This is a genomic window from Pleionea sp. CnH1-48 (assembly GCF_024124665.1).
Lineage (GTDB): Bacteria > Pseudomonadota > Gammaproteobacteria > Enterobacterales > Kangiellaceae > JAMXSB01.
In genome coordinates, this window is sequence record NZ_JAMXSB010000003.1 from 116,748 (window position 1) to 135,782 (window position 19,035).

Sequence of the window (19,035 nt, forward strand, 5' to 3'; positions counted from 1 at the left end):
TTAATCATTCCAAATGACTCCAGTCTTCCAGATAAAGCGATCATTAGTATCATAGGCTTCAAACGGATTACGCCCATGAACCACAAAATGATCCCACCAATAAACACTTTCACCAGGCCTTAAACCAACAGCATGCTCCAAATAGGAACCCTTAACATGGGTTTCTAAAAACTCGAAAAAGCGACGATTCAAACTCTTATTGGCGTCACTTTCATTAGGTGAAATGCAATAGTAGTTGTAATTAAAAACAGGTTGTAGAGGATTTTCTAAATCGATGATCTTCTCTATTCGCTTGTTGCCTGCTTTCTCAAATATAACCGAAGTTTCACTTAGTTCAGAGAGTAGCTCTGGATCAACAACTTTCATTCGCTCGACAAGTTCAACACCATCAACAAAGAGTGTCTCTCCTCCTCTGGCAGCCTTGTTTTTGCAATAAAACACCATAACATCGCAAGGTTCTGCAATGTATGACTCATCGGTATGAAGGGGTTGTGCATTCTTGCTGTGACGGTACGCACTCATATCAGGAACATCAGCATCGTAGCGAATTTCCATCCAACGCTCACCTGTCTGAGCTCCACCAGCGGCATAATCCTCTGCTATGTCCTGTGCTCTACCTAATCTATCAGTGATTACATTATAAAATTCTCGTAAGTTTTCTACATGAAATCCTAAAGTGAGCTTTACTACTTTGTTTTTCTTCAGTGCTTGTTTTATTTGAATAGCGACTTTTTCTGGATCATCAGAACGAGACTCAACGACCTCAATAAAACCATTGAGTTCTGGCTTACTAATTTGTGCCATCATATTTCTCCATTGTTTCAGTAGATGACTGGTTAACAGACTCTCTGCGAACAACTTTAACAATAGTTAACAATACGATCTTGATATCGATCAATAGAGATTGATTTTCTACATACCACAAGTCTAGCTTGAACTTTTGCTTCCAGGTTAAAGTATTTCTCCCATTAACCTGTGCCCAGCCAGTGATTCCGGGCTTGACATTATGTCGTTGGCGCTCTTCATCCGTATAAATATCTAAGTAATCAGAAAGAAACGGACGTGGTCCCACAAAAGACATATCTCCCTTAAGGATATTAAATAACTGTGGTAATTCGTCAAGACTCAGTGACCTGACAACGGCCCCAAACTTAGTTAAACGCTCAGAGTCAGGTAAAAGCTCACCACTACTATCTCTTTCGTTAGTCATGGTTTTGAACTTTATTATCTTAAATACTCGATTTTTATATCCTCCCCTTTTCTGAAGGAAAAAGGGGTTAGAGCTTAGAGAAATGGCTAATCCGACGCTGACTGCCAACATAAAAGGAAAAAGCAATATAAGTAAAATAAAAGCCATCACCTTATCCGAGAAAGGTTTGACTATTTGAGCATACATCTTAATCCAACACCTCGATAATTTTAACGCTTTCAACTAAATCAGGGAAGAACGACTTCAACCCATTTTTCAGCAAGCTCTTTCCGATTAAACTTTTTGTGGGCTAATTGTCTAGCGTTCTCCCCCATCTCAAATAATACTTCAGGAGAACTAGCCGCGGATTCCAGAGCATCAGCAAAAGCAGCGGGATCATCCGGAGGCACTACCAAGCCGCAGTTTTCATCTAATATCATATCAGCTAACCATCCAGGGTAGTTATTTAGCACCGGTAGCCCTGCTGAAATATAGTCAAAGAACTTATTAGGAGATGTTCCGTAATAAAACGCGGGTACATTTGCTAATATTTGCATTCCTAAATCGGCACTAGCCATTAAGCCAGTTAATTTTATTTTATTGACAGGATCTAAGAAAATAACATTGTCTAGAGACATATCTTTTGCCATATGAACTAAATCAGGCTTTAGTTTACCTTGACCAACCAATACAAGTTTAATATCTTCTCGGCCTCTCTTTTTTAGAACCTCGGCTGTTTTTAATACCGCATCTAACCCATTTGCTATTCCATGAGTCCCCGTAAATATTGCCATAAAGTCACTATCAGAAACGCTATCAGGCCTCCATTTACGTTCGGAGCCTGATGAAAATATGCCCAAATCACAACCATTAGGAATCATTTCGATAGCTTCATCTTTTATACCTCGACTATGAATGCCTTTTACAATTCCAGGTGACAAACCAACACAAGCATGAGCAGAGCGATATGAAGACCATTCCAAAATAGACATTAACTTAAGCACGACAGGATTGGTGATAACTCCCATTTCTCTTGGTAGTTCGGGCCAAAGATCTCGCACTTCAAAAACAAAGCGCTTTTTCCTTAACCAGCGCGCAGCTATCCCAGGGATACCGGCTGTCAACGGAGTCGATGTAGCAAAGACAACATCATAATCATGCGTCAAAGAAATACCAATACTTTTGAAGGCAAACTTCAAAAAAGTCATCGACCTTTTTAAAAAGCCATCTTTGTTTGAATAAGCTAAATCAAATTCAATAATATAGATATTATCTACTAAACCTTCTCGACGACCATTACGAAACTCTGTTGCCAATCCAGTTTCTCCTCCGCCATAACTGCCGCAAACCATCGTTACATCATGGCCGTGTTCAATGAGCTTTTTCGCCATCTCGTAAGAGCGAATTCCAGTAGAACCAGAAGGAGTGGAAAAGTGCTGGTGAAAATATAAAACTTTCATTAAATTACCATTGAATTGTTGTTAAAACACTGGATTGTTTTTGAAGCTCTACTTCCAGAACTGGCAGCTGCTTTTTTTGATAATAAAAGCGTGATTCCCAACCATCAACAATACGCAGTAGAACAGGCTCATCAGAATCCACATTAATAACTACCTGTTCGCCAATAACATGATTGCCTTGAATAGAATACTTTCCAGGTAGAAGACGCCATCGAAAAACTACCTTGTCTTTAAATCCTGAAGGTTGGTCTTTGACTTCAAGTACTGCATCTTTCAAAGTAACCTGTCGACAATGGCGACCTCCAAGATAATCAGTGTAACAAGCAGAATATGAACTCCCATCCTTCTCTGAGTGTATCTCATCTTTAGAAATCGCAGTTAACCATTCTCCAAATAGAAATCTAGATATTTTTGGCATCTGCTCTCGGTCATCAAACTGCGCAGTATTGTGAGAGGCTACCCCTTGAAAATATTCGAGCCATTGCTCCCCAGCATTGTAGCTATAAGAGCCGCCATCTCTGAGAATATTTTTTTCATTAACCCATAAATCAACATGCATAGCGTCACATTGACTAGGGCGAAATCGAAACCTAGGAAATCGAAAAAACACTTTTGAATTGCCATGACGAAGCAATGCGAAGCCACCTTCTTTAGAAAGCTTTTCGTGACTTAAGTCTAAGCGTTCACGGCAAGATGGTAAAGATAGGAGCATGATTGGCAAGTTATAATCGCCTTCTCCCTCAAACGCCAAAGCTCCATAAAACAGGTTTGCTGCTAGTTGAACCGTAGGCCGATAATCTCGATATGGAGCAGAAGATAGAGGAATAAGACGCGCACCATCGTTTGCTCCTAAATTAGGAACGTCGCCAGATATAGGTTCAACTAAATCAAAAAGCCAAGAGGTCGCTTTTCTGGCTTTTTTATAAAAACTGCTTGAAAAATCTGGTTGGCCAAAATGCCTGCGAATATACTCGCAGTAGGACAAGGTATCTAACATCAAACGATGATAGTTCGTTGAATACTGACTAAAACTCCCATCCTCTAAAATGAGTCTATTAGTTCTATTTTCTAACCAATAGCGACCTTTATTTAACCATTTTTGAGCTCTCGAATCTTTGCCTCGAAGAAAGCATCCACCTACGAACAAAGCCGCAGCTTCACTGGTACCATGATTATTGTCTTGAGCCACCGCATACATCATTGAAGGAGAAATGCGCTCTAAATGTTGAGTAAGTAGTTTTACAAAAGAATCGGAGAGCTCTTGCTTAAGCAAAAGAGCAGCAAGAGTAAGATGAATTACTCGGATAGAAGCTTCTTGTCCACATTTCCAGTTAACGCCTAGGTTGCAAGGATTCTTTTCGCTCCAATCACTTAGCCATTGATTAAGCTTATTGAAGGAAGCTTCATCACCAGACAAATAATTCAAAGCATGATGAATTACCCAATCAAATCTTGATAATTCCCAATATAACTTAATATCACCTGCCAGACCGAAGTCAGGAATATCACTCCAATGGGTTAAACCCGCGTTATGTTTTCCTCCATCTAATACAGATGCATGCCAATCGGGTATTTCATTTAATGAAACCTCATGCCACCCAAAAGCACTAAAGGAATCTTTATAATCTAGTGCTTCAATAATAGGTAATGTCTGCTTTGTAAAAAAAGAGCCTGCTATCGGCTCTCTAGACTTAAAAAGAGCTTTAGCCCCTCCAAACTTGAGAGCAGAGCGATAGAGCACCACTCTTAACAAATTAGGAATACCAAGCTTAACTAGTGTTTTTATTTTTTGCAGCTTCATGAATGTCTTATCTGTTCCGCTGCATCAAGCGTTGCTTCAGCGACTTCAAACAACTCTTCGACTGTAATAGGTGTATTCATACCTAACTCTACAGCTTCTAAAAAGCATCTTGCACACTCGTTGTGCCCTTTATCTTGACGCCATAAATTCAATTTATTAAATCCGGCCCAACCATATCCTTTCATTTTTCTGAAGTTATCAAGCTGTAGCACTTTTCCAGCGGCAAAAACCTCTACTCTCTCTTTAGGAAAACTTGAAGCACCATTGGCAAAATAATGAATGGTACCGAAAGAGCCATCTTCGAAGCGTATCGAAATCGAAGCTTTGTCTTCAGTAATATCAATGCCTTCTGTTCTTCCCATGCTATGAGCTTCAACGGATAATATTTTGCTACCTGCTAGATGTCTCATTAAGTCTATAAAATGACACGCCTCGCCAATGATTCGACCTCCTCCGACTTGAATGTCTTGAACCCAATGTTCAGAAGGGACTTCTCCTGCATTTACCGTAATAATAAAAGATTTTGGCTCATTGACAGTTATCAGCAACTCTTTCATCTTCTTTATGTGAGGAGAAAATCGTCGATTAAAACCGACCATTAAATGGGGTCCCGAACCATCCTTACAAACACTCCTATATGTATCTCGAATCTTATCTAGCTCATCTCTAGTTATCGCTAGCGGTTTCTCAACAAATATATTCTTATTTGTCTTTAATGCGGATACTACAAATTTCGCATGAGAGTTATGGCGAGTCACAATTGCTACCGTATTTATCTCATCATTCTCTAACAACTTTTGAGTATCTGTAGTAGCCTCACCGAACCCCGCTTTTTCTCCATGAATAACTCCACTGGTACCTCCAGACGTGGATATAGAGTGCAATTGTGCTCCAGCCTTTTTAAAAGCAGGTATCAACATTCTAGAAGCGTAATTGCCGGCCCCAATAAAACCTACTACTGGCTTATTTTTGCTATACGAAGTAGGCTGTAGAAGGACAGAGGGTGTATGCCTCGACTCAGAAGGGCTCGAGTAGTTGATTATAATTCCGAGAGCAGAACTGTCTTCGGTCAATACTTGATAGGCAGATTCAGCATCACTAAAATCAAAGCGATGTGTAATTAATGAAGTAACATTCAGCTGCCCTCTAGCCATCATGTCAAGCACAGCTTCAAAGTTCCGTTGTTCAGTCCACCGAACGAAAGCATAGGGGTAGTCTTGACCTTTTTCTTCATAGTTAGGGTCATAACGACCAGGGCCGTATGAGCAAGATACTTGAAAGCTTAATTCTTTTTCATAAAAGTCGGCACGACTTAAACTCAGCCCAGTTACTCCAACTAAAACAATTCTCCCTCTTTTGCGGCACATATGAGCAGCTTGAGAGATAGGCTCATTAGACTTAGTTGAAGCAGTGACAATAACACCGTCAACGCCCTTACCACGACTAAAGCTTTTAGCAACGGTTATAGGATCTTCACCTTTCGCCAGATTACAAACTTCGGCACCAAAAGATTTTGCAAGCTCTAGCTTTTGACTATCAAAGTCCAAAGCTAGTACACGACAGCCATGTGCCAGTAAGAGTTGAACTGTAAGCAATCCAATCAGTCCAACCCCAGTAACAACAAAGCACTCTCCAAGAGTCGGCTTCAATAACCGAATACCCTGCAGTCCAATGCTAGCTACAACAGTAAAAGCAGCCTCTTCGTCAGATACACCATCAGGAATCTTTGCGCAAAGATTCTTCGACACTCGTACTACATCTGCATGTGGGCCATTAGACACCACCCTATCTCCAGCCTTGAAATTTTCAGCGCTTTCTCCAGCTACATTTACTACACCGACATTACAGTAACCTAAGGGTAAAGGTTGTGCTAGTTTAGATCTTACGGCATCAATAGTTGTCATTAATCCATCAGTCTTAACTTTTTCTAACACTTGCTTAACTTTATCAGGTTGTTGTTTGGCTTTCGCGAGCATAGAAGCTTTTCCAAACTCCACCAACATTCTCTCTGTACCTACTGATACTAATGTAGACTGGGTATCAATTAATAATGTATTTTTTGCTGCCAATGGAGACGGAGCTTCTTTTATCATAGTGCTACCGTTCGACAAATCTTGAAGAACCTGTTTCATGAATCACCAATTATTCTGTTAAGTAAAATAGAGCAGTTTTCGTACCTACTATGATTTTGCTTATAAACTTCAATAGCCGCTTGAGAATAACATTCAACAAGCTCCGGCTTCTCAATGTATGACTTCATCGCATTATATATACTTTCACTAGAGTTATTTGCAAGTAAGTGGCCATTCTCTCCATTAATAAGGGAGTCAGATACCCCTCCAACATTCGTGCATATTGCAGGAAGACCTAATGCTAGAGCTTCTAAAAAGGAATTAGGGAATCCCTCCGCTTCGGAAGGCAAAATGAATACATGTGAGTTTTTATATGTTTCTACAACATAGTCTTTATCTTGCCATCCATGCAAGGTCACATAATCTTGAAGCTGATTATTCACTACATAATCAGAGCAATACCCTTCTAAAGTCCCACCTCCAACAAGATCAACATGAAATGTGAATTCTTTAGACAGCTCACTTATAGCACTAAGCAATTGAGTGACGCCTTTCTCTTTTACCATCCACCCAACGAAAACAAACCTAATCAGTTTATCCTCTGCCTTTTTGGGGACTGTTAATGTAGGAAAACTTGCAGAGAGCCAATTTCTTACTACGAAAACCTTAGACTCTTTAACACCAATACTACTATAGAATAGTTTCCAGTCCTCTCCTTGAGCACCTATATTTTGGGGGACTTTCAAGAAAGTCGAGGCGATAATTCGATAAAACTTACTTTTGTTGACCTGATTCATAAAGTGACCAGATCTCATGAAAAAGACATCGGGAACTTTGCGAAGCCGACATATCATTGAGAGAACAATTCTTTCATAAAAACTCATCCCCGAGCTGCTAAAAATAATTACCCCCTGAACATTATCACTGCTCAAAGAGGAAAAGAGCTCAACAACTCTTTGCCAACCTCGTTTTAAACGAGCCTTTAAAGGAGGCACTGGAAAACTAGACTGCGTGGTATCTATTACTTTTACAGAGTAGCCTAACTTCTCCGCGTGTTCGATCAGTCCTATGGACGCTGTCAATTGGCCACCTGGATTGGGGACTGATGACTCAGGAACTCTTGCTCCAACCAATATTATTGACTTCATTGTATTTTAATACTTCTTTGGTTTGCCCATAGGGTAAAATTCAAAACTTTCCACAAGAGAAAACCATAATCTTTCTGTTGGGCTTTATGTTGATTGAACTTATCTGCAATTGCTTTCAAATCGATGACGTCTGGATTTCTATCATTAAATCTTTTTAAGTTGTCAAATAACAAGTCTCGCAAAGCCCCTTCTACCCAGTACGCAAATGGCACACCAAATCCTGTCTTTGGCCCATAAAGAACATCATTTGGTACAATACCTTCTAAACTCTTCTTTAGTAACCACTTTTGTTTACCATTCGGTATCTTGTGTACTGAAGGCAGCTCTTGAACAAACTTAATCAAGTCATTATCTAAGAAGGGAACTCTTACCTCTACACTAGATGCCATCGTAGCTCGATCCACTTTCTCTAAGAAAATATCAGGGAGTATTATTTGAGAGTCAACGATGAGCATTTGATCTGTAATATCCAAGTTAGCAACTTCACTTTGACACTTTTTATATCTTGAAAATGGATCAAAACATAAAAACTCATCTCTGAATGCCTTGCTAAATACATCAATAGGCGAATGCTTTTTATCTTCTACAGTCAGTAGCAAGGCCATTAGTTCATGTTCAGGAGAACTTAGAAGAGCATTAATATAACGCTGTCGTTGTTGATGTTTCTTATTTTTTGGCAAAAACTTATTCGCAACATTGGCAATTCTAGATATGAAACGCATTTTCTTAATGTTCATTAAGGTATTATACCGCTTATATCCTCCGTACAACTCGTCGCCACCGTCGCCTTGAAGTACTACTTTTGTCTTCCCTTTTACTTCCTCACAGAGTAAAAACAACGGTATATTAGCAGCATCACAAAAAGGGTGATCGTGGTGATATATCATTTTTTCAACCACATCAGCCACATCAACACCAGAGATATGAATTTCATGATGCTCAGTTCCAAAGTGAGTGGCTACGCTTCTTGCTCTAGGTAACTCATTTATTCCCTTATCAAAGTCAAACCCAACGGAATAGGTAGATAGTTTTTTCTCATAATGCTTTGAAGCAAACGCTGTAACGGCGCTTGAATCAACACCTCCAGACAAAAATATACCTATAGGCACATCACTGACCAACTGTCTTTTAACTGCATTCTCCAAGAGCTCTCTATTTTTTGCAACGATACACCCTTCTTTTACTGTTCCTACTACCGGTTTATGAGGCTTCCAATATTGTGAAACGCTAACTTGTGAAGAGTCTACTTCAAACTCAATGAAGCTACCTGGCATTAACCTTTTTACGCCTTCATATAAAGTTTCCTCTCCCAGAGTGTTACCAAAATAAACCCACTCATGAACACTTTGTTTATTAAAGTCATCCAACGCATCGTCCATAAAGCACTGAATCACTTTCATTTCAGAACCAAAAGAAAGAGCATCACTACTAAGCTTGTAATAGAGGGGTTTGATGCCCAATCTATCTCTTGCGAGCCATACTTTCCGCTCTTGCTTATCGTAGATAGCAAGGGCAAACATTCCATTTAACTTAGAAAATAAATCCGTACCAACTTTTGCAAACCCCTCGACAATTACCTCTGTATCGGAAGTGGAGCGGAGGTTACTGAGTCCTAAATCTTCGGCTAACTCTCTATAATTATAAACTTCTCCATTATATGTAATCACATAACGTTCACTGGCATCTGACATCGGTTGAGCCGCTTTTGAACTCAAGTCAAGAATACTTAATCTTGTATGAACAAAGAGTACATCATCATTAACAAAGTGCCCATTCGCATCAGGGCCTCTATGTTCTATAGCATCAGTACACTTTTTGATATAGAAATCGTCTAGCTCTGTACCGTGTCTGTTAACTATTCCTGCTATTCCACACATATTCCAATCCACTTAAACTTCATTATAGGGAGCCTAAAAGCTTGAGATAATTCTCTGCATATTTTTTTGAGGATAAAGTATTGACTGCATACTCTCTGCACTGTGCTCTCTTCTCAGCAAGATCACTTTCAGATAACTTCTCGAAAGCAACTAAAGATGAAGCGATACTTCTAGCATCCTGAGGATCAAATGAAAAGCCGTTAAGTCCATTGTTTAAAAGTCTATAGTTATCACATACATTACTAATTAGTATCGGCAGCCCGCAAGCCAGTGCCTCACAAGCGACATTAGGGAAACCTTCAAACAATGAAGGTAAAATTAGGGCTTTATGATTCTGCATGATTTTTTCAACATGCTTCTGCTCCCCCATCCAATTCCAGTTAGATTGGAGTTTATTTACATTGAGGTACTCATTGACCTCTTTCGTATATTGTAAACTATCTTCAGAAGGGTCTTGCTTTCCAACCCAGTTAATAGTTGGGCAATAACCATAATCATCTTTAATAAGCCGAAGTGCTTGAGCTAAACGTAAAGGATTTTTTCCTCTATCAATTCTTGCAACCACAAGAAAGTCGGTTTTTATACTCTTAGCATCCGGTGAAAAATGTTCGATATCAACGCCATTAATAATGGTTGTAATTTTTTTATTAATCCAAGGATTCTGCTCTATCATTCGTTCTTTCTGGTAAAAAGAATTGCAAACAATGGCATCTGCTAATCGATGAAGTTGCTCTCTTATTCTTGTCTTAGCATTAATACTATTACCTGGTGGATAACATGATCTTTCAGATACGACTAGTTTGGTAGTCCTTCGGTTAATAAGATTAGCCAATTCAGCATAGATATTCGGAGTACTCAAAAAAGAAATGACGCTGTCATACTTGTTAGTCTTCAATAAATTACTCAAATAAAGAATTGGCTTTATGGAGAACTTTGATGATTTTTCACAAGAATGCACTTTCAAACCATACTCATTCAATTTATCTTTATATATATTGATATTAGGGTAATAAACAAAGAACTCAACAATGCAGCCACTCTCGACAAGCTCTTTGGCAAGTAGTACCAGTTGTCGTTGAGCTCCACCGGAGCCAAAATGATCGATTACCAATAGAAGTTTCATACTAGCTTAATAATTTATTAGCGGCCCAAAGAAGATATATTGATGTTAGAAACAACCAATAAGAATACATAATTAATTGATCTAATCTAGTTCGGGATTTGTTAATAGAAAACAGAGCTGCAGACAAAAACAGCAAATAAAACTGCCCTACGTGGCGAGTTTCCAAGGAAGTAATGGCTACAGCAGAAAAAGTTAAAAAATAGGATAGTATAACAAAGCGCATAGACTGCTTAATGTTACAACTACGAGAAAAATATGATTGAATACAGTACTTTATAGAAATAAACGCATAAGGTGTCAAAAATAGAGCGACGATTCCATAAAGACCTTTAAACCAGTGATAAGGAGTAGCTCCAAAATACATACTTACCCAAAATGGCAAAGGGCTTACATGTTGATAAACGAACCCGAGAGGCCATCGTATGAAAAAGGGCTGACTAATTATTGCTGCGGTCGCTAAACCTCCGCTAGATTCATTGGCGGCTAACTGCGAGTAACTTTGATTAGCAAAATCAAAGATGGATAAAGTGAGCTTTAGTATTCCCGTAACGTGAGCGACTACAAAAACACTACCTAAAACGACACCCATTGACAGTACATGAAAACCCTTCAAGTGCTTAATCTTAGACACATAAATTAGTCCTAGGAATAGGACAGGTACAAATAGAAGCTTGTATCTTAAAAATGGCATTACTATAACGAAAACCGCTGTAACCGCTACTAAAGGAAAAACAGATGACTTACCTTCGATATATAAAATAATTCGATACACAAAATAACAAATTATGAATAATAAAAAGCTATCTCTCATGTGTAGTGTAGCGAAGAGCCAAAACATACCATTAAATAGGCAGAGCAGCGTCGCAAGCTTTTTTTTGTTAGAATTTTCAGGAAAGAGTAGTTCTACAGTATTAACAATATAGCGAATTGATAGAGCCACGAAGAAAATATTAACATATATACCAATCCACGGATTCGGCTTAATACCATAACTTTCAGCTACGGCATAAAACACCCCCCATATTTTCACTGCTAGTGGAGCATTAATTATTCCTAGCAAAAGTTGAGGAATACTCATATCTCTGTAGTAGGACTTTGACGAAAGCTCAAAAAAAGTCCACTCGTCACTCTTCCCAACGATTGGCTCTTGAAAGACACCTATAGAATAGGCCAGCGCAATACTATAAACAAACAGGAGAAATGAAAAAGCGTCCTGAAATATAGTTAAATTTTGAGACTTTATTTTGTAGTTAGCAAAAAATAAAGGGATAAATACAAGAGCAATATAAGGAGAAGCTTGATCATATATCAATGCAACAATGCTGCTGCTTATAACCACCAATAAGGATGAAATAAGAAGATGAAACATGCTTAACTTAACAGTGCCTGTTATACCATGACTGAAACATAAGGATATTCCATAACCGTGAACCATGGTTTGCTTTTCGAGAAACATGCTCTTTCCAGAGGTTTCTCACCTTTGTACTGTTAAACAACTCGTGTTTTGAAAGTTGGTCAGCACCAAGTAATTCTTCTGCCCATTCTCTCAACTCATTTCTAATCCAATCATCGATAGGAATTCCAAATCCTCTTTTAGGACGGTCCATCATTGACTCAGGTAAATAACGATAAAGTAACTGTCTTAGTGGCCACTTGCCTTTACCATCATAATTCTTGATCGTAGCAGGCATTCCCATAGCAAACTCTACTATTCGATAGTCAAGCAACGGTACTCTAGATTCTAAACTCACCGCCATTGAAGCCCTATCTAGTTTAACGAGAATATCGTCTGGTAGATATATTCCAAAGTCCAAATATGGGGCAATATCTCTTAAGTCATTTTTTAGTATGTGAGTCGGTAACTCATAAGGAGACGAAAATAAAGCACCTTTTGATTCAAGTAGCTCTTCTGGCCGTTGAAAATGGGAAATCGTAGCTAAATAATGCTCTAAAGGGTTGGCAGCGGCCAAAATTATACCTACACGAGAAAGCCGATCATCTGGTTGGGCTCCGCTTAACCTAGCTAACCTTTTTATACTCTTTCCGAGCAACTTCTTTGAAGGAATACTCGAAAGTTTGCCATGCTGTTTAATAAATCTCTCATAACGAGAGTATCCATGAAACAGCTCATCACCACCATCTCCTGAAAGAGAAACCGTCACTTGTGATTTCGCTAACTTTGATACCAAATAGGTTGGTATCTGAGAAGAATCAGCAAACGGCTCATCGTAGATATCGAAAAGCGAGGGAACAACATCCAAAGCCATCTGATTTGTCACATATAACTCGGTGTGCTCGGTACCTAAGTAATCTGCAGTTTGCTTAGCGTAATGCGCCTCATTAAATGCCTCTTCATCAAAACCAATACTAAATGTTTTTATAGCACTGCTAGATAACGACTGCATAATAGCAACCACCGTTGATGAGTCAACGCCACCAGAAAGAAAAGCTCCTAAAGGTACATCAGAAGACATCTGTTGCTGTATAGAACGTGATAACAATAACTCTAATTCGTCAACATAATTACTCGCTTCTTTTGGCTCTTCAATATTTGCTCTAGCGCGACCATTTACATCCCAATAGCAAAACTCTTCCACGTCTAACTTTGAGCCTATGGAATCAGCTTTTACCTGCAAATAGTGTCCAGGTCGGAGTTTGAAAATATCTTCGTAGATGGAATGAGGAGCAGGAATGTAACCATGGCGCAAATAAATAGAAAGTACACTTTCATTGATTACCTTTTTAACTTCAGGATAACTTGAAAGAGCAGTTAACTCAGATGCGAAAACGAAACTATTATCGATACAAGAGAAGTATAGGGGTTTTTCGCCTACTCTGTCTCTAAAGATCCAAAGCACTTTTTCAGACTCTGACCATATAGCATACGCAAACATACCAGAGAATTTTCGAGCGGCTTGAACGGGCCCAAATGCTTCAGTAGCTGCTAGTAGTACTTCCGTATCCGAATCAGAACGAAACTTAACCCCAGACTTTACTAACTCTTCTCTAATTTCTTTATAATTGTAAATCTCTCCATTAAAAACTACTGTGTAATTCTCATTTGAAGATGTCATCGGTTGATGGCCCAAACTACTCAGATCATGAATAGATAATCTCCGGTGTCCTAGGGCCACTCTTGCAGTGGATGATAGCCATGAGCCTCTATCATCAGGACCTCGATGCTCTAAAAGCGATGACATGTTCGTTACGATATTACTAGCTTGCTCTGAACTATATTTATCGCTTATAAAACCTACAATTCCACACATACTTTCTATTGATACCTAATAAGTAAAAGAGCCGAAGTTACTACCAATATAGCTACTATTTTTATCCAGCTATAACTGAACGAGTATAGCTTTTCAGAAACGTATAGATGTGATGTTATTCGCATAACGCTAACTAATAGCGTGCTAAGAAACACTCCCCATAGTCCCCACTGTAAAGCAAAGACATAACCAATTCCGAGATTTAGGATTAAGGCGAAAAAAGTAATATAAAAAATGTACTGCGTTTTTCGCTTAATGTTATAAGAAAAACCAGAAAGTTGAGTGGCAGACGTAACCAGTACACTGACAAGCATAATGCTCATAAAGTGTGCATTATCAGAGTATGCTTTTCCTCCCATAAATTCTACAATATAAGACTCAAGAGCTACGGATAGGAGGAAAGCGAGCGGTATAGCATAGAAATAAATATGAAGAACTTCTCTTATAAACTGTTTACCATTTGGCGTCTCATAATTTTTATACAATATTGGCAAAAAACCAGAGCTAGCTACATTTATAACTAAGTTTGGAATCGATGCAATTCGACTTAGCAAAGCATAGATACCAAGAGCTTTGGAATCTAACACAGCTAAAATAACTAAACGGTCAGCCATAACCATTAAAGTATTACATAAATAATTAGGCACATAAGGTAGCGATAAAGTTAAAATTTCTCTAATTTGCTTCTTATTGACTATCCTTCCCGATTTCTCTTTTAAACAATCTCGTAAAGAAAAAACAACAAGAAAAGCTCCTATTAACCCACCTATAGAAAGCCCTAAAAAATAGCTATCTATGTTTTTATCTATACTTAAAAGCGAGAAGCCAAGTATGATACCAAGAATCGTTGATATCATTCCTATATAAGCGGCCACTTTAATTCTGCCAATCCACCTAGAAAAATTGATACAAAGGTAACTGGTCAACGACGAAAAAGTAAATACCGAAAAATAGAAAGCTCGCTTGATACTTAAGTCTTCCCACGGTAAAAAAGGTACTATTGAAAGAAATACTAAACACAAAATTAGGCATGCACTCAAAGATAAGAGCAAAGTAATCTTTAACAAACCAGATAACTTCGCTTTATCATTTTTTTGCTCAGCTATCAAAATAGCTGTACCAGAGTCCATCCCCAAGCTAAGAAAAACTATTGCAAAAGCATTCGCAGATAAAAACAAATCGTATACGGCAAACTCCTCTATCGATATCATCCTAGTAATAATAGGAATAACTACAACTGCAAGAAGCTTAATCGCTAAATTTGCAATTAAATAGTGAGAACTATCGGTTAGCGCCGTTTTCCAAAGAGCGGAAAGCTTCAATGTTCGCATTATTGTCTTGTTTCTTGGACTTTTGTATCTATTAGCTTGCTAATAACTCGAATCGGCTCATCAACAACATATTGCCTAAACCATTGATTTGCAGACTTTCCAATCTTGAGCATATTCGCTCTGTTTTTATAAGATTCAATAAGTCTATCCACTATTTCGTCAACTTCCTTTGCGTTCAGCATTGGATACATCTCGGGATACTGTTCTTTGTATAGAGAATCTTCTCTGTAATGCAATATTGGCTTGCTAGCTACCATAGCTTCGTAGACAACGCCGTATGAAAACCAGCTCATATTAAACTCACCAGCAACAATATCAGACTTCATTATACCAGCCATCAATTCCTTCCTTGACATCTTAGGAAGCCATGTAACATGCTCCTCAATCGCCAGCTCCTTTATTAACTCCTTAGAACTAGATACATCCTCTCCGTACTCTAAAGTTATCAGATGTATATCTTTCAAGTGATGTTTATGCACTAATTCAGATAATGCCCTCAAAAGTCTATCATTTCTCTTCACTGAAATTGGATCAGATAAGCTTTTCCAGACGTGTCTGGAGTGATGAAATATGAGTAGCTTTTTTCTACTCCGTAACTCATCCATTATTTTAAAACTGGACATTTCTCCACAATATTTAGATATTTTTTCAGGTGAATACTCCGGAAAAAATATCATCGGCACGCCATTATTTAGCCTCACACCCTGATAATTTAATTTCTTAAAAGGCTGTTCGAAGATTTCATTAGAAGAGTCAATTAAAATGCATTTAGCCCTAAGAATACCTTTCGATTGAAGTGAAGAAAAAACAATCCTCTTCAGTATACGCTTAGGGTGTACCAACTTAAAAAACGGTGCAGAGTAAAAATCGCTGCCATAAGGAACAAAAATATCCATATCGATACCTGCCTTATTAAGATAAGCAGCGGCTGTTCCACATCCTATAAAAAAATCATATCCGTCGATTGCAGAACGAATCTCATCTGGCGAAAACTGATTGAGCTTATAAGCGTTACCCCAAGGTAGCTCTACTGTATAGTTTTTGTAGCTATCACAAAAGCTATCTTTGCTTGGATGGAAATGTTCTTTTTCATCCTCTAGCAAAAAAAGAGTTGCGTCATAGCCATTAAGCCTCAAGTACCTAACAATATTAAACATATTGTTATTCATATTTCCAATGCATGCAATCTTACTCGCAATCATTAGAAAGTCCTTTTAAACTCGACGGCTCAGGAAAGTTAACTAATACTCCCATTCCCTTTTTTTGAAAAACCACACAGCTCCCCATCGCCACAGCAGACGCATTTCCATCCTTAACCGCTTGACGAGCATGCTCTACTGAGCCAGCACCTCCATTAGCTATTACTGGCACAGATACAACTTCAGAAACTTGTTTTACTAGATCAATATCATATCCATCCCAAGTACCTTCCTTATCTATTGAAGTCAATAAAATTTCGCCAGCTCCTAAACTTTCCAATTCTTCGGCCCACTCAATGGGAGATCGTTTTGTACTAACTTTGCCATTGTTCGCCATTACCTCATACTTTCCAAACATATTTTTTTTCACGTCGATAGAAGCAATTACGGCTTGACTACCGTAGTGTTCAGATAACTTAGTCACGAGTTCAGGGCGACTAAAGCAAGAACTATTAAGAGACACTTTTTCAAAACCTATGTTGAATATTCTCTTTGCCTGATCAAACTCTGATATGCCACCTCCATAACATAAAGGCATGAAGCATTCATTAGCAATGTCAGTAAGCAACTCAAAGTTTGGGCCACATCCTGTCCGCGTAGCTGCAATATCCAAAATAATGAGTTCATCAACCTCTAACTCATTAAAAATTCGAAGCGTATTACATGGGTCTCCGATGTACCGATACTTACCAAATTGATAAGTTTTCACTAAACTCTCATTCAGCAAAAGTAAAGCAGGAATGACTCTTGTTCTTAACATTATAGACTCGCAAAATTCTTTAGTAATTGCATGCCAAACTTGTGGCTTTTCTCGGGATGAAATTGAGCGCCATAAATATTGGATTTCTGTATAGCGGCATCAAATTCGATACCATGCTTACAGGTCAAAATCGAGTCAGATTTATCTTTAACATGTACAGCATAGGAATGAACAAAGTAAAACCTAGGTTCTTCAGGCAAGTCTTTAGTTAATGAACTAGAGCTCGACGGTAATACAAGGTTCCAGCCCATGTGAGGAACTTTAATACCATCTATGGAAGGAATCTTTGTAGCTCTTGCATCAATCCATCCGAGCCCGTCTTCTTGACCTTCTTCGCTACCGCAGGTCAGTAACTGCATCCCAAGACAAATTCCGAGAATAGGTACCTTATCCTCTAAAGCTTTCTTATCGAGAGCTTCTCGAAGTCCACTCTCATTAATTCTTATCATAGCTTTATCGAAAGCTCCAACTCCTGGGAGAAGTATTTTTTCGGCGTCGTTAACCGCAGATATATCTCCAGACACATGAACTTTAACGCCAATTCGCTTGAACATATTGACAATAGAGCCTAGATTGCCCATACCGTAATCGATAATTGTAATCATAGTTCTAGACCTTGCTTGGAAAACAATATTTTAAATAGAAGCTCATTGGGACTAAATTTGCCTTTGCTAAAACTGCAAATAGAGGCCTTAGTCGCTCAAACCTTTTTTTGTAAGTAGGAAACTCATACCAAGATTTAGGAGGAGCCTTCATCATTTGCTCATACAACTCATCGTTCAACCCAAGTCTCTTCTGAAAATAACTAACGAGCTCTTCTTCAATCAAAGGTTCAGTATTATAGGTTTTCCATGCATCTTCTCTAGATAACCTCCCATTTCTAGCTAGCGCAGAAAGAGTATTATTTCTAAGATCTGCACCAAATTTTTGCGGCATATATACACTATGATAATAAGCTGTCATTCGGTTTTCTAAATGATGTCCACCATAATATTGCCAACCAAATTGTTGTTCTAAGAAACTTCTGGCATCCTCTTTATTGTAATTAATATACCAAAAAGGCCTAATTTTCCTTATCCTTGCGACTGTTGACCACCATATAAATCGGGAGAAAGTCATCAGTGGATAAGTAATCATTTTTCTTTTGCCAAATCGTTTATGGATCTCCTTGATATATTTACCGTCGAAGTAATTTCGACCAACAGGAGTTATTCCTTCTGTAATAAAGGAATGCCCTTCCAATACATACTTAACGCCATATTTAGAGGCTGCTCGATACATGGTTTCAGCTAACGCCAGATCAGTAGAGGCTTCAATTTCAGCTACACCAGCTAAGAAAAATGAGCGGAATATATCATCAACCTCCTTATTATCAACAACATGTGTATACAGGTCGACATCTAGAGCGCTAAGTACTTTTCGAATATTTTGAGTAGCGATAGCGGAGTTCCATGTATTATCATAATGTACGGCTAGTGGGCGTAACCCCCATTCTTTCGCAAGATAAACCATATAGGAAGAGTCAGTACCTCCACTAACTCCAATAATGCAATCATATTTCTTTCCTTTTCCTGCTGCCTTGATTTCCCTGACAATTGACTGAATCTCTTTATTACCTTTATCTAAGCCTGTGCCATACTCATCTTTTAATTCATCGACTTGGTGGCAATAATTGCATACACCATTCGCATCAAATGATATGCCATTGACTCTTTCATCATAGATGCAACGGCTGCACACCTTCACACCCGCACTAGTAATATCTTGATTTAATATCATCAAATTTGACCATAATATTAAGTTAAA

General features: G+C 38.5%; 15 protein-coding genes. All 15 read right to left on the minus strand.

Features of this window, described 5'->3' with window-relative positions:
- From NH399_RS05680 to NH399_RS05750, 15 genes are read right to left on the minus strand one after another with little or no spacing between them, the layout of a single operon-like run.
- The gene (locus NH399_RS05680) at positions 1 to 807 is read right to left on the minus strand and encodes a TauD/TfdA family dioxygenase (protein ID WP_253037733.1); all 807 of its coding nucleotides are present in this window, start codon (positions 805 to 807) and stop codon (positions 1 to 3) included.
- Positions 791 to 1,396, minus strand: coding sequence for a sugar transferase (locus NH399_RS05685; protein ID WP_253037734.1), 606 nt, complete (start codon positions 1,394 to 1,396; stop codon positions 791 to 793). The genes NH399_RS05680 and NH399_RS05685 overlap by 17 nt, the downstream gene beginning before the upstream one ends.
- A gap of 41 nt (positions 1,397 to 1,437) precedes the next feature.
- On the minus strand, positions 1,438 to 2,649 hold the full coding sequence (locus NH399_RS05690; RefSeq protein ID WP_253037735.1) for a glycosyltransferase family 4 protein: 1,212 nt from the start codon (positions 2,647 to 2,649) through the stop codon (positions 1,438 to 1,440).
- 4 nt (positions 2,650 to 2,653) lie between these two features.
- On the minus strand, positions 2,654 to 4,450 hold the full coding sequence (locus NH399_RS05695; RefSeq protein ID WP_253037736.1) for a heparinase II/III family protein: 1,797 nt from the start codon (positions 4,448 to 4,450) through the stop codon (positions 2,654 to 2,656).
- A complete protein-coding gene (locus NH399_RS05700; RefSeq protein ID WP_253037737.1) occupies positions 4,447 to 6,543 on the minus strand; it encodes a bi-domain-containing oxidoreductase in 2,097 nt (698 codons plus the stop codon). Before NH399_RS05700 ends, NH399_RS05695 begins: the two co-directional genes overlap by 4 nt.
- Positions 6,544 to 6,578: 35 nt before the next feature.
- Entirely contained in the window at positions 6,579 to 7,670 is a 1,092-nt protein-coding gene (locus NH399_RS05705) for a glycosyltransferase (RefSeq protein ID WP_253037738.1), read from the minus strand.
- Positions 7,667 to 9,547: an asparagine synthase (glutamine-hydrolyzing) gene (gene asnB, locus NH399_RS05710; protein WP_253037739.1), complete on the minus strand. Its 1,881-nt coding sequence runs from the start codon at positions 9,545 to 9,547 to the stop codon at positions 7,667 to 7,669. Before asnB (NH399_RS05710) ends, NH399_RS05705 begins: the two co-directional genes overlap by 4 nt.
- A gap of 22 nt (positions 9,548 to 9,569) precedes the next feature.
- On the minus strand, positions 9,570 to 10,658 hold the full coding sequence (locus NH399_RS05715) for a glycosyltransferase (protein ID WP_253037740.1): 1,089 nt from the start codon (positions 10,656 to 10,658) through the stop codon (positions 9,570 to 9,572).
- Between the two features lie 13 nt (positions 10,659 to 10,671).
- Positions 10,672 to 12,126, minus strand: coding sequence for a hypothetical protein (locus NH399_RS05720; RefSeq protein ID WP_253037741.1), 1,455 nt, complete (start codon positions 12,124 to 12,126; stop codon positions 10,672 to 10,674).
- Positions 12,047 to 13,939, minus strand: a complete 1,893-nt coding sequence (gene asnB / locus NH399_RS05725; protein WP_253037742.1) for an asparagine synthase (glutamine-hydrolyzing) — start codon at positions 13,937 to 13,939, stop codon at positions 12,047 to 12,049. The genes NH399_RS05720 and asnB (NH399_RS05725) overlap by 80 nt, the downstream gene beginning before the upstream one ends.
- A 5-nt stretch (positions 13,940 to 13,944) precedes the next feature.
- On the minus strand, positions 13,945 to 15,270 hold the full coding sequence (locus NH399_RS05730; protein WP_253037743.1) for a lipopolysaccharide biosynthesis protein: 1,326 nt from the start codon (positions 15,268 to 15,270) through the stop codon (positions 13,945 to 13,947).
- Entirely contained in the window at positions 15,270 to 16,472 is a 1,203-nt protein-coding gene (locus NH399_RS05735) for a glycosyltransferase (RefSeq protein WP_253037744.1), read from the minus strand. Before NH399_RS05735 ends, NH399_RS05730 begins: the two co-directional genes overlap by 1 nt.
- Positions 16,459 to 17,229, minus strand: a complete 771-nt coding sequence (locus tag NH399_RS05740) for an AglZ/HisF2 family acetamidino modification protein (protein ID WP_253037745.1) — start codon at positions 17,227 to 17,229, stop codon at positions 16,459 to 16,461. The genes NH399_RS05735 and NH399_RS05740 overlap by 14 nt, the downstream gene beginning before the upstream one ends.
- Positions 17,229 to 17,834 carry an imidazole glycerol phosphate synthase subunit HisH gene (gene hisH / locus NH399_RS05745; protein WP_253037746.1) on the minus strand — a complete coding sequence of 202 codons (606 nt, stop codon included), beginning with the start codon at positions 17,832 to 17,834 and terminating at the stop codon, positions 17,229 to 17,231. The genes NH399_RS05740 and hisH overlap by 1 nt, the downstream gene beginning before the upstream one ends.
- Positions 17,835 to 17,838: 4 nt before the next feature.
- On the minus strand, positions 17,839 to 19,008 hold the full coding sequence (locus tag NH399_RS05750) for an N-acetyl sugar amidotransferase (protein WP_253037747.1): 1,170 nt from the start codon (positions 19,006 to 19,008) through the stop codon (positions 17,839 to 17,841).
- Between the last annotated feature and the right edge of the window lie 27 nt (positions 19,009 to 19,035).

Coding starts and splice junctions, on each gene's coding strand:
- NH399_RS05680 (WP_253037733.1), bottom strand. CDS start 807: ATGATGGCACAAATTAGTAAGCCAGAACTCAATGGTTTTATTGAGGTC.
- NH399_RS05685 (WP_253037734.1), bottom strand. CDS start 1,396: ATGTATGCTCAAATAGTCAAACCTTTCTCGGATAAGGTGATGGCTTTT.
- NH399_RS05690 (WP_253037735.1), bottom strand. CDS start 2,649: ATGAAAGTTTTATATTTTCACCAGCACTTTTCCACTCCTTCTGGTTCT.
- NH399_RS05695 (WP_253037736.1), bottom strand. CDS start 4,450: ATGAAGCTGCAAAAAATAAAAACACTAGTTAAGCTTGGTATTCCTAAT.
- NH399_RS05700 (WP_253037737.1), bottom strand. CDS start 6,543: ATGATAAAAGAAGCTCCGTCTCCATTGGCAGCAAAAAATACATTATTA.
- NH399_RS05705 (WP_253037738.1), bottom strand. CDS start 7,670: ATGAAGTCAATAATATTGGTTGGAGCAAGAGTTCCTGAGTCATCAGTC.
- asnB (WP_253037739.1), bottom strand. CDS start 9,547: ATGTGTGGAATAGCAGGAATAGTTAACAGACACGGTACAGAGCTAGAC.
- NH399_RS05720 (WP_253037741.1), bottom strand. CDS start 12,126: ATGTTTCTCGAAAAGCAAACCATGGTTCACGGTTATGGAATATCCTTA.
- asnB (WP_253037742.1), bottom strand. CDS start 13,939: ATGTGTGGAATTGTAGGTTTTATAAGCGATAAATATAGTTCAGAGCAA.
- NH399_RS05730 (WP_253037743.1), bottom strand. CDS start 15,270: ATGCGAACATTGAAGCTTTCCGCTCTTTGGAAAACGGCGCTAACCGAT.
- NH399_RS05735 (WP_253037744.1), bottom strand. CDS start 16,472: ATGATTGCGAGTAAGATTGCATGCATTGGAAATATGAATAACAATATG.
- NH399_RS05740 (WP_253037745.1), bottom strand. CDS start 17,229: ATGTTAAGAACAAGAGTCATTCCTGCTTTACTTTTGCTGAATGAGAGT.
- hisH (WP_253037746.1), bottom strand. CDS start 17,834: ATGATTACAATTATCGATTACGGTATGGGCAATCTAGGCTCTATTGTC.
- NH399_RS05750 (WP_253037747.1), bottom strand. CDS start 19,008: ATGATATTAAATCAAGATATTACTAGTGCGGGTGTGAAGGTGTGCAGC.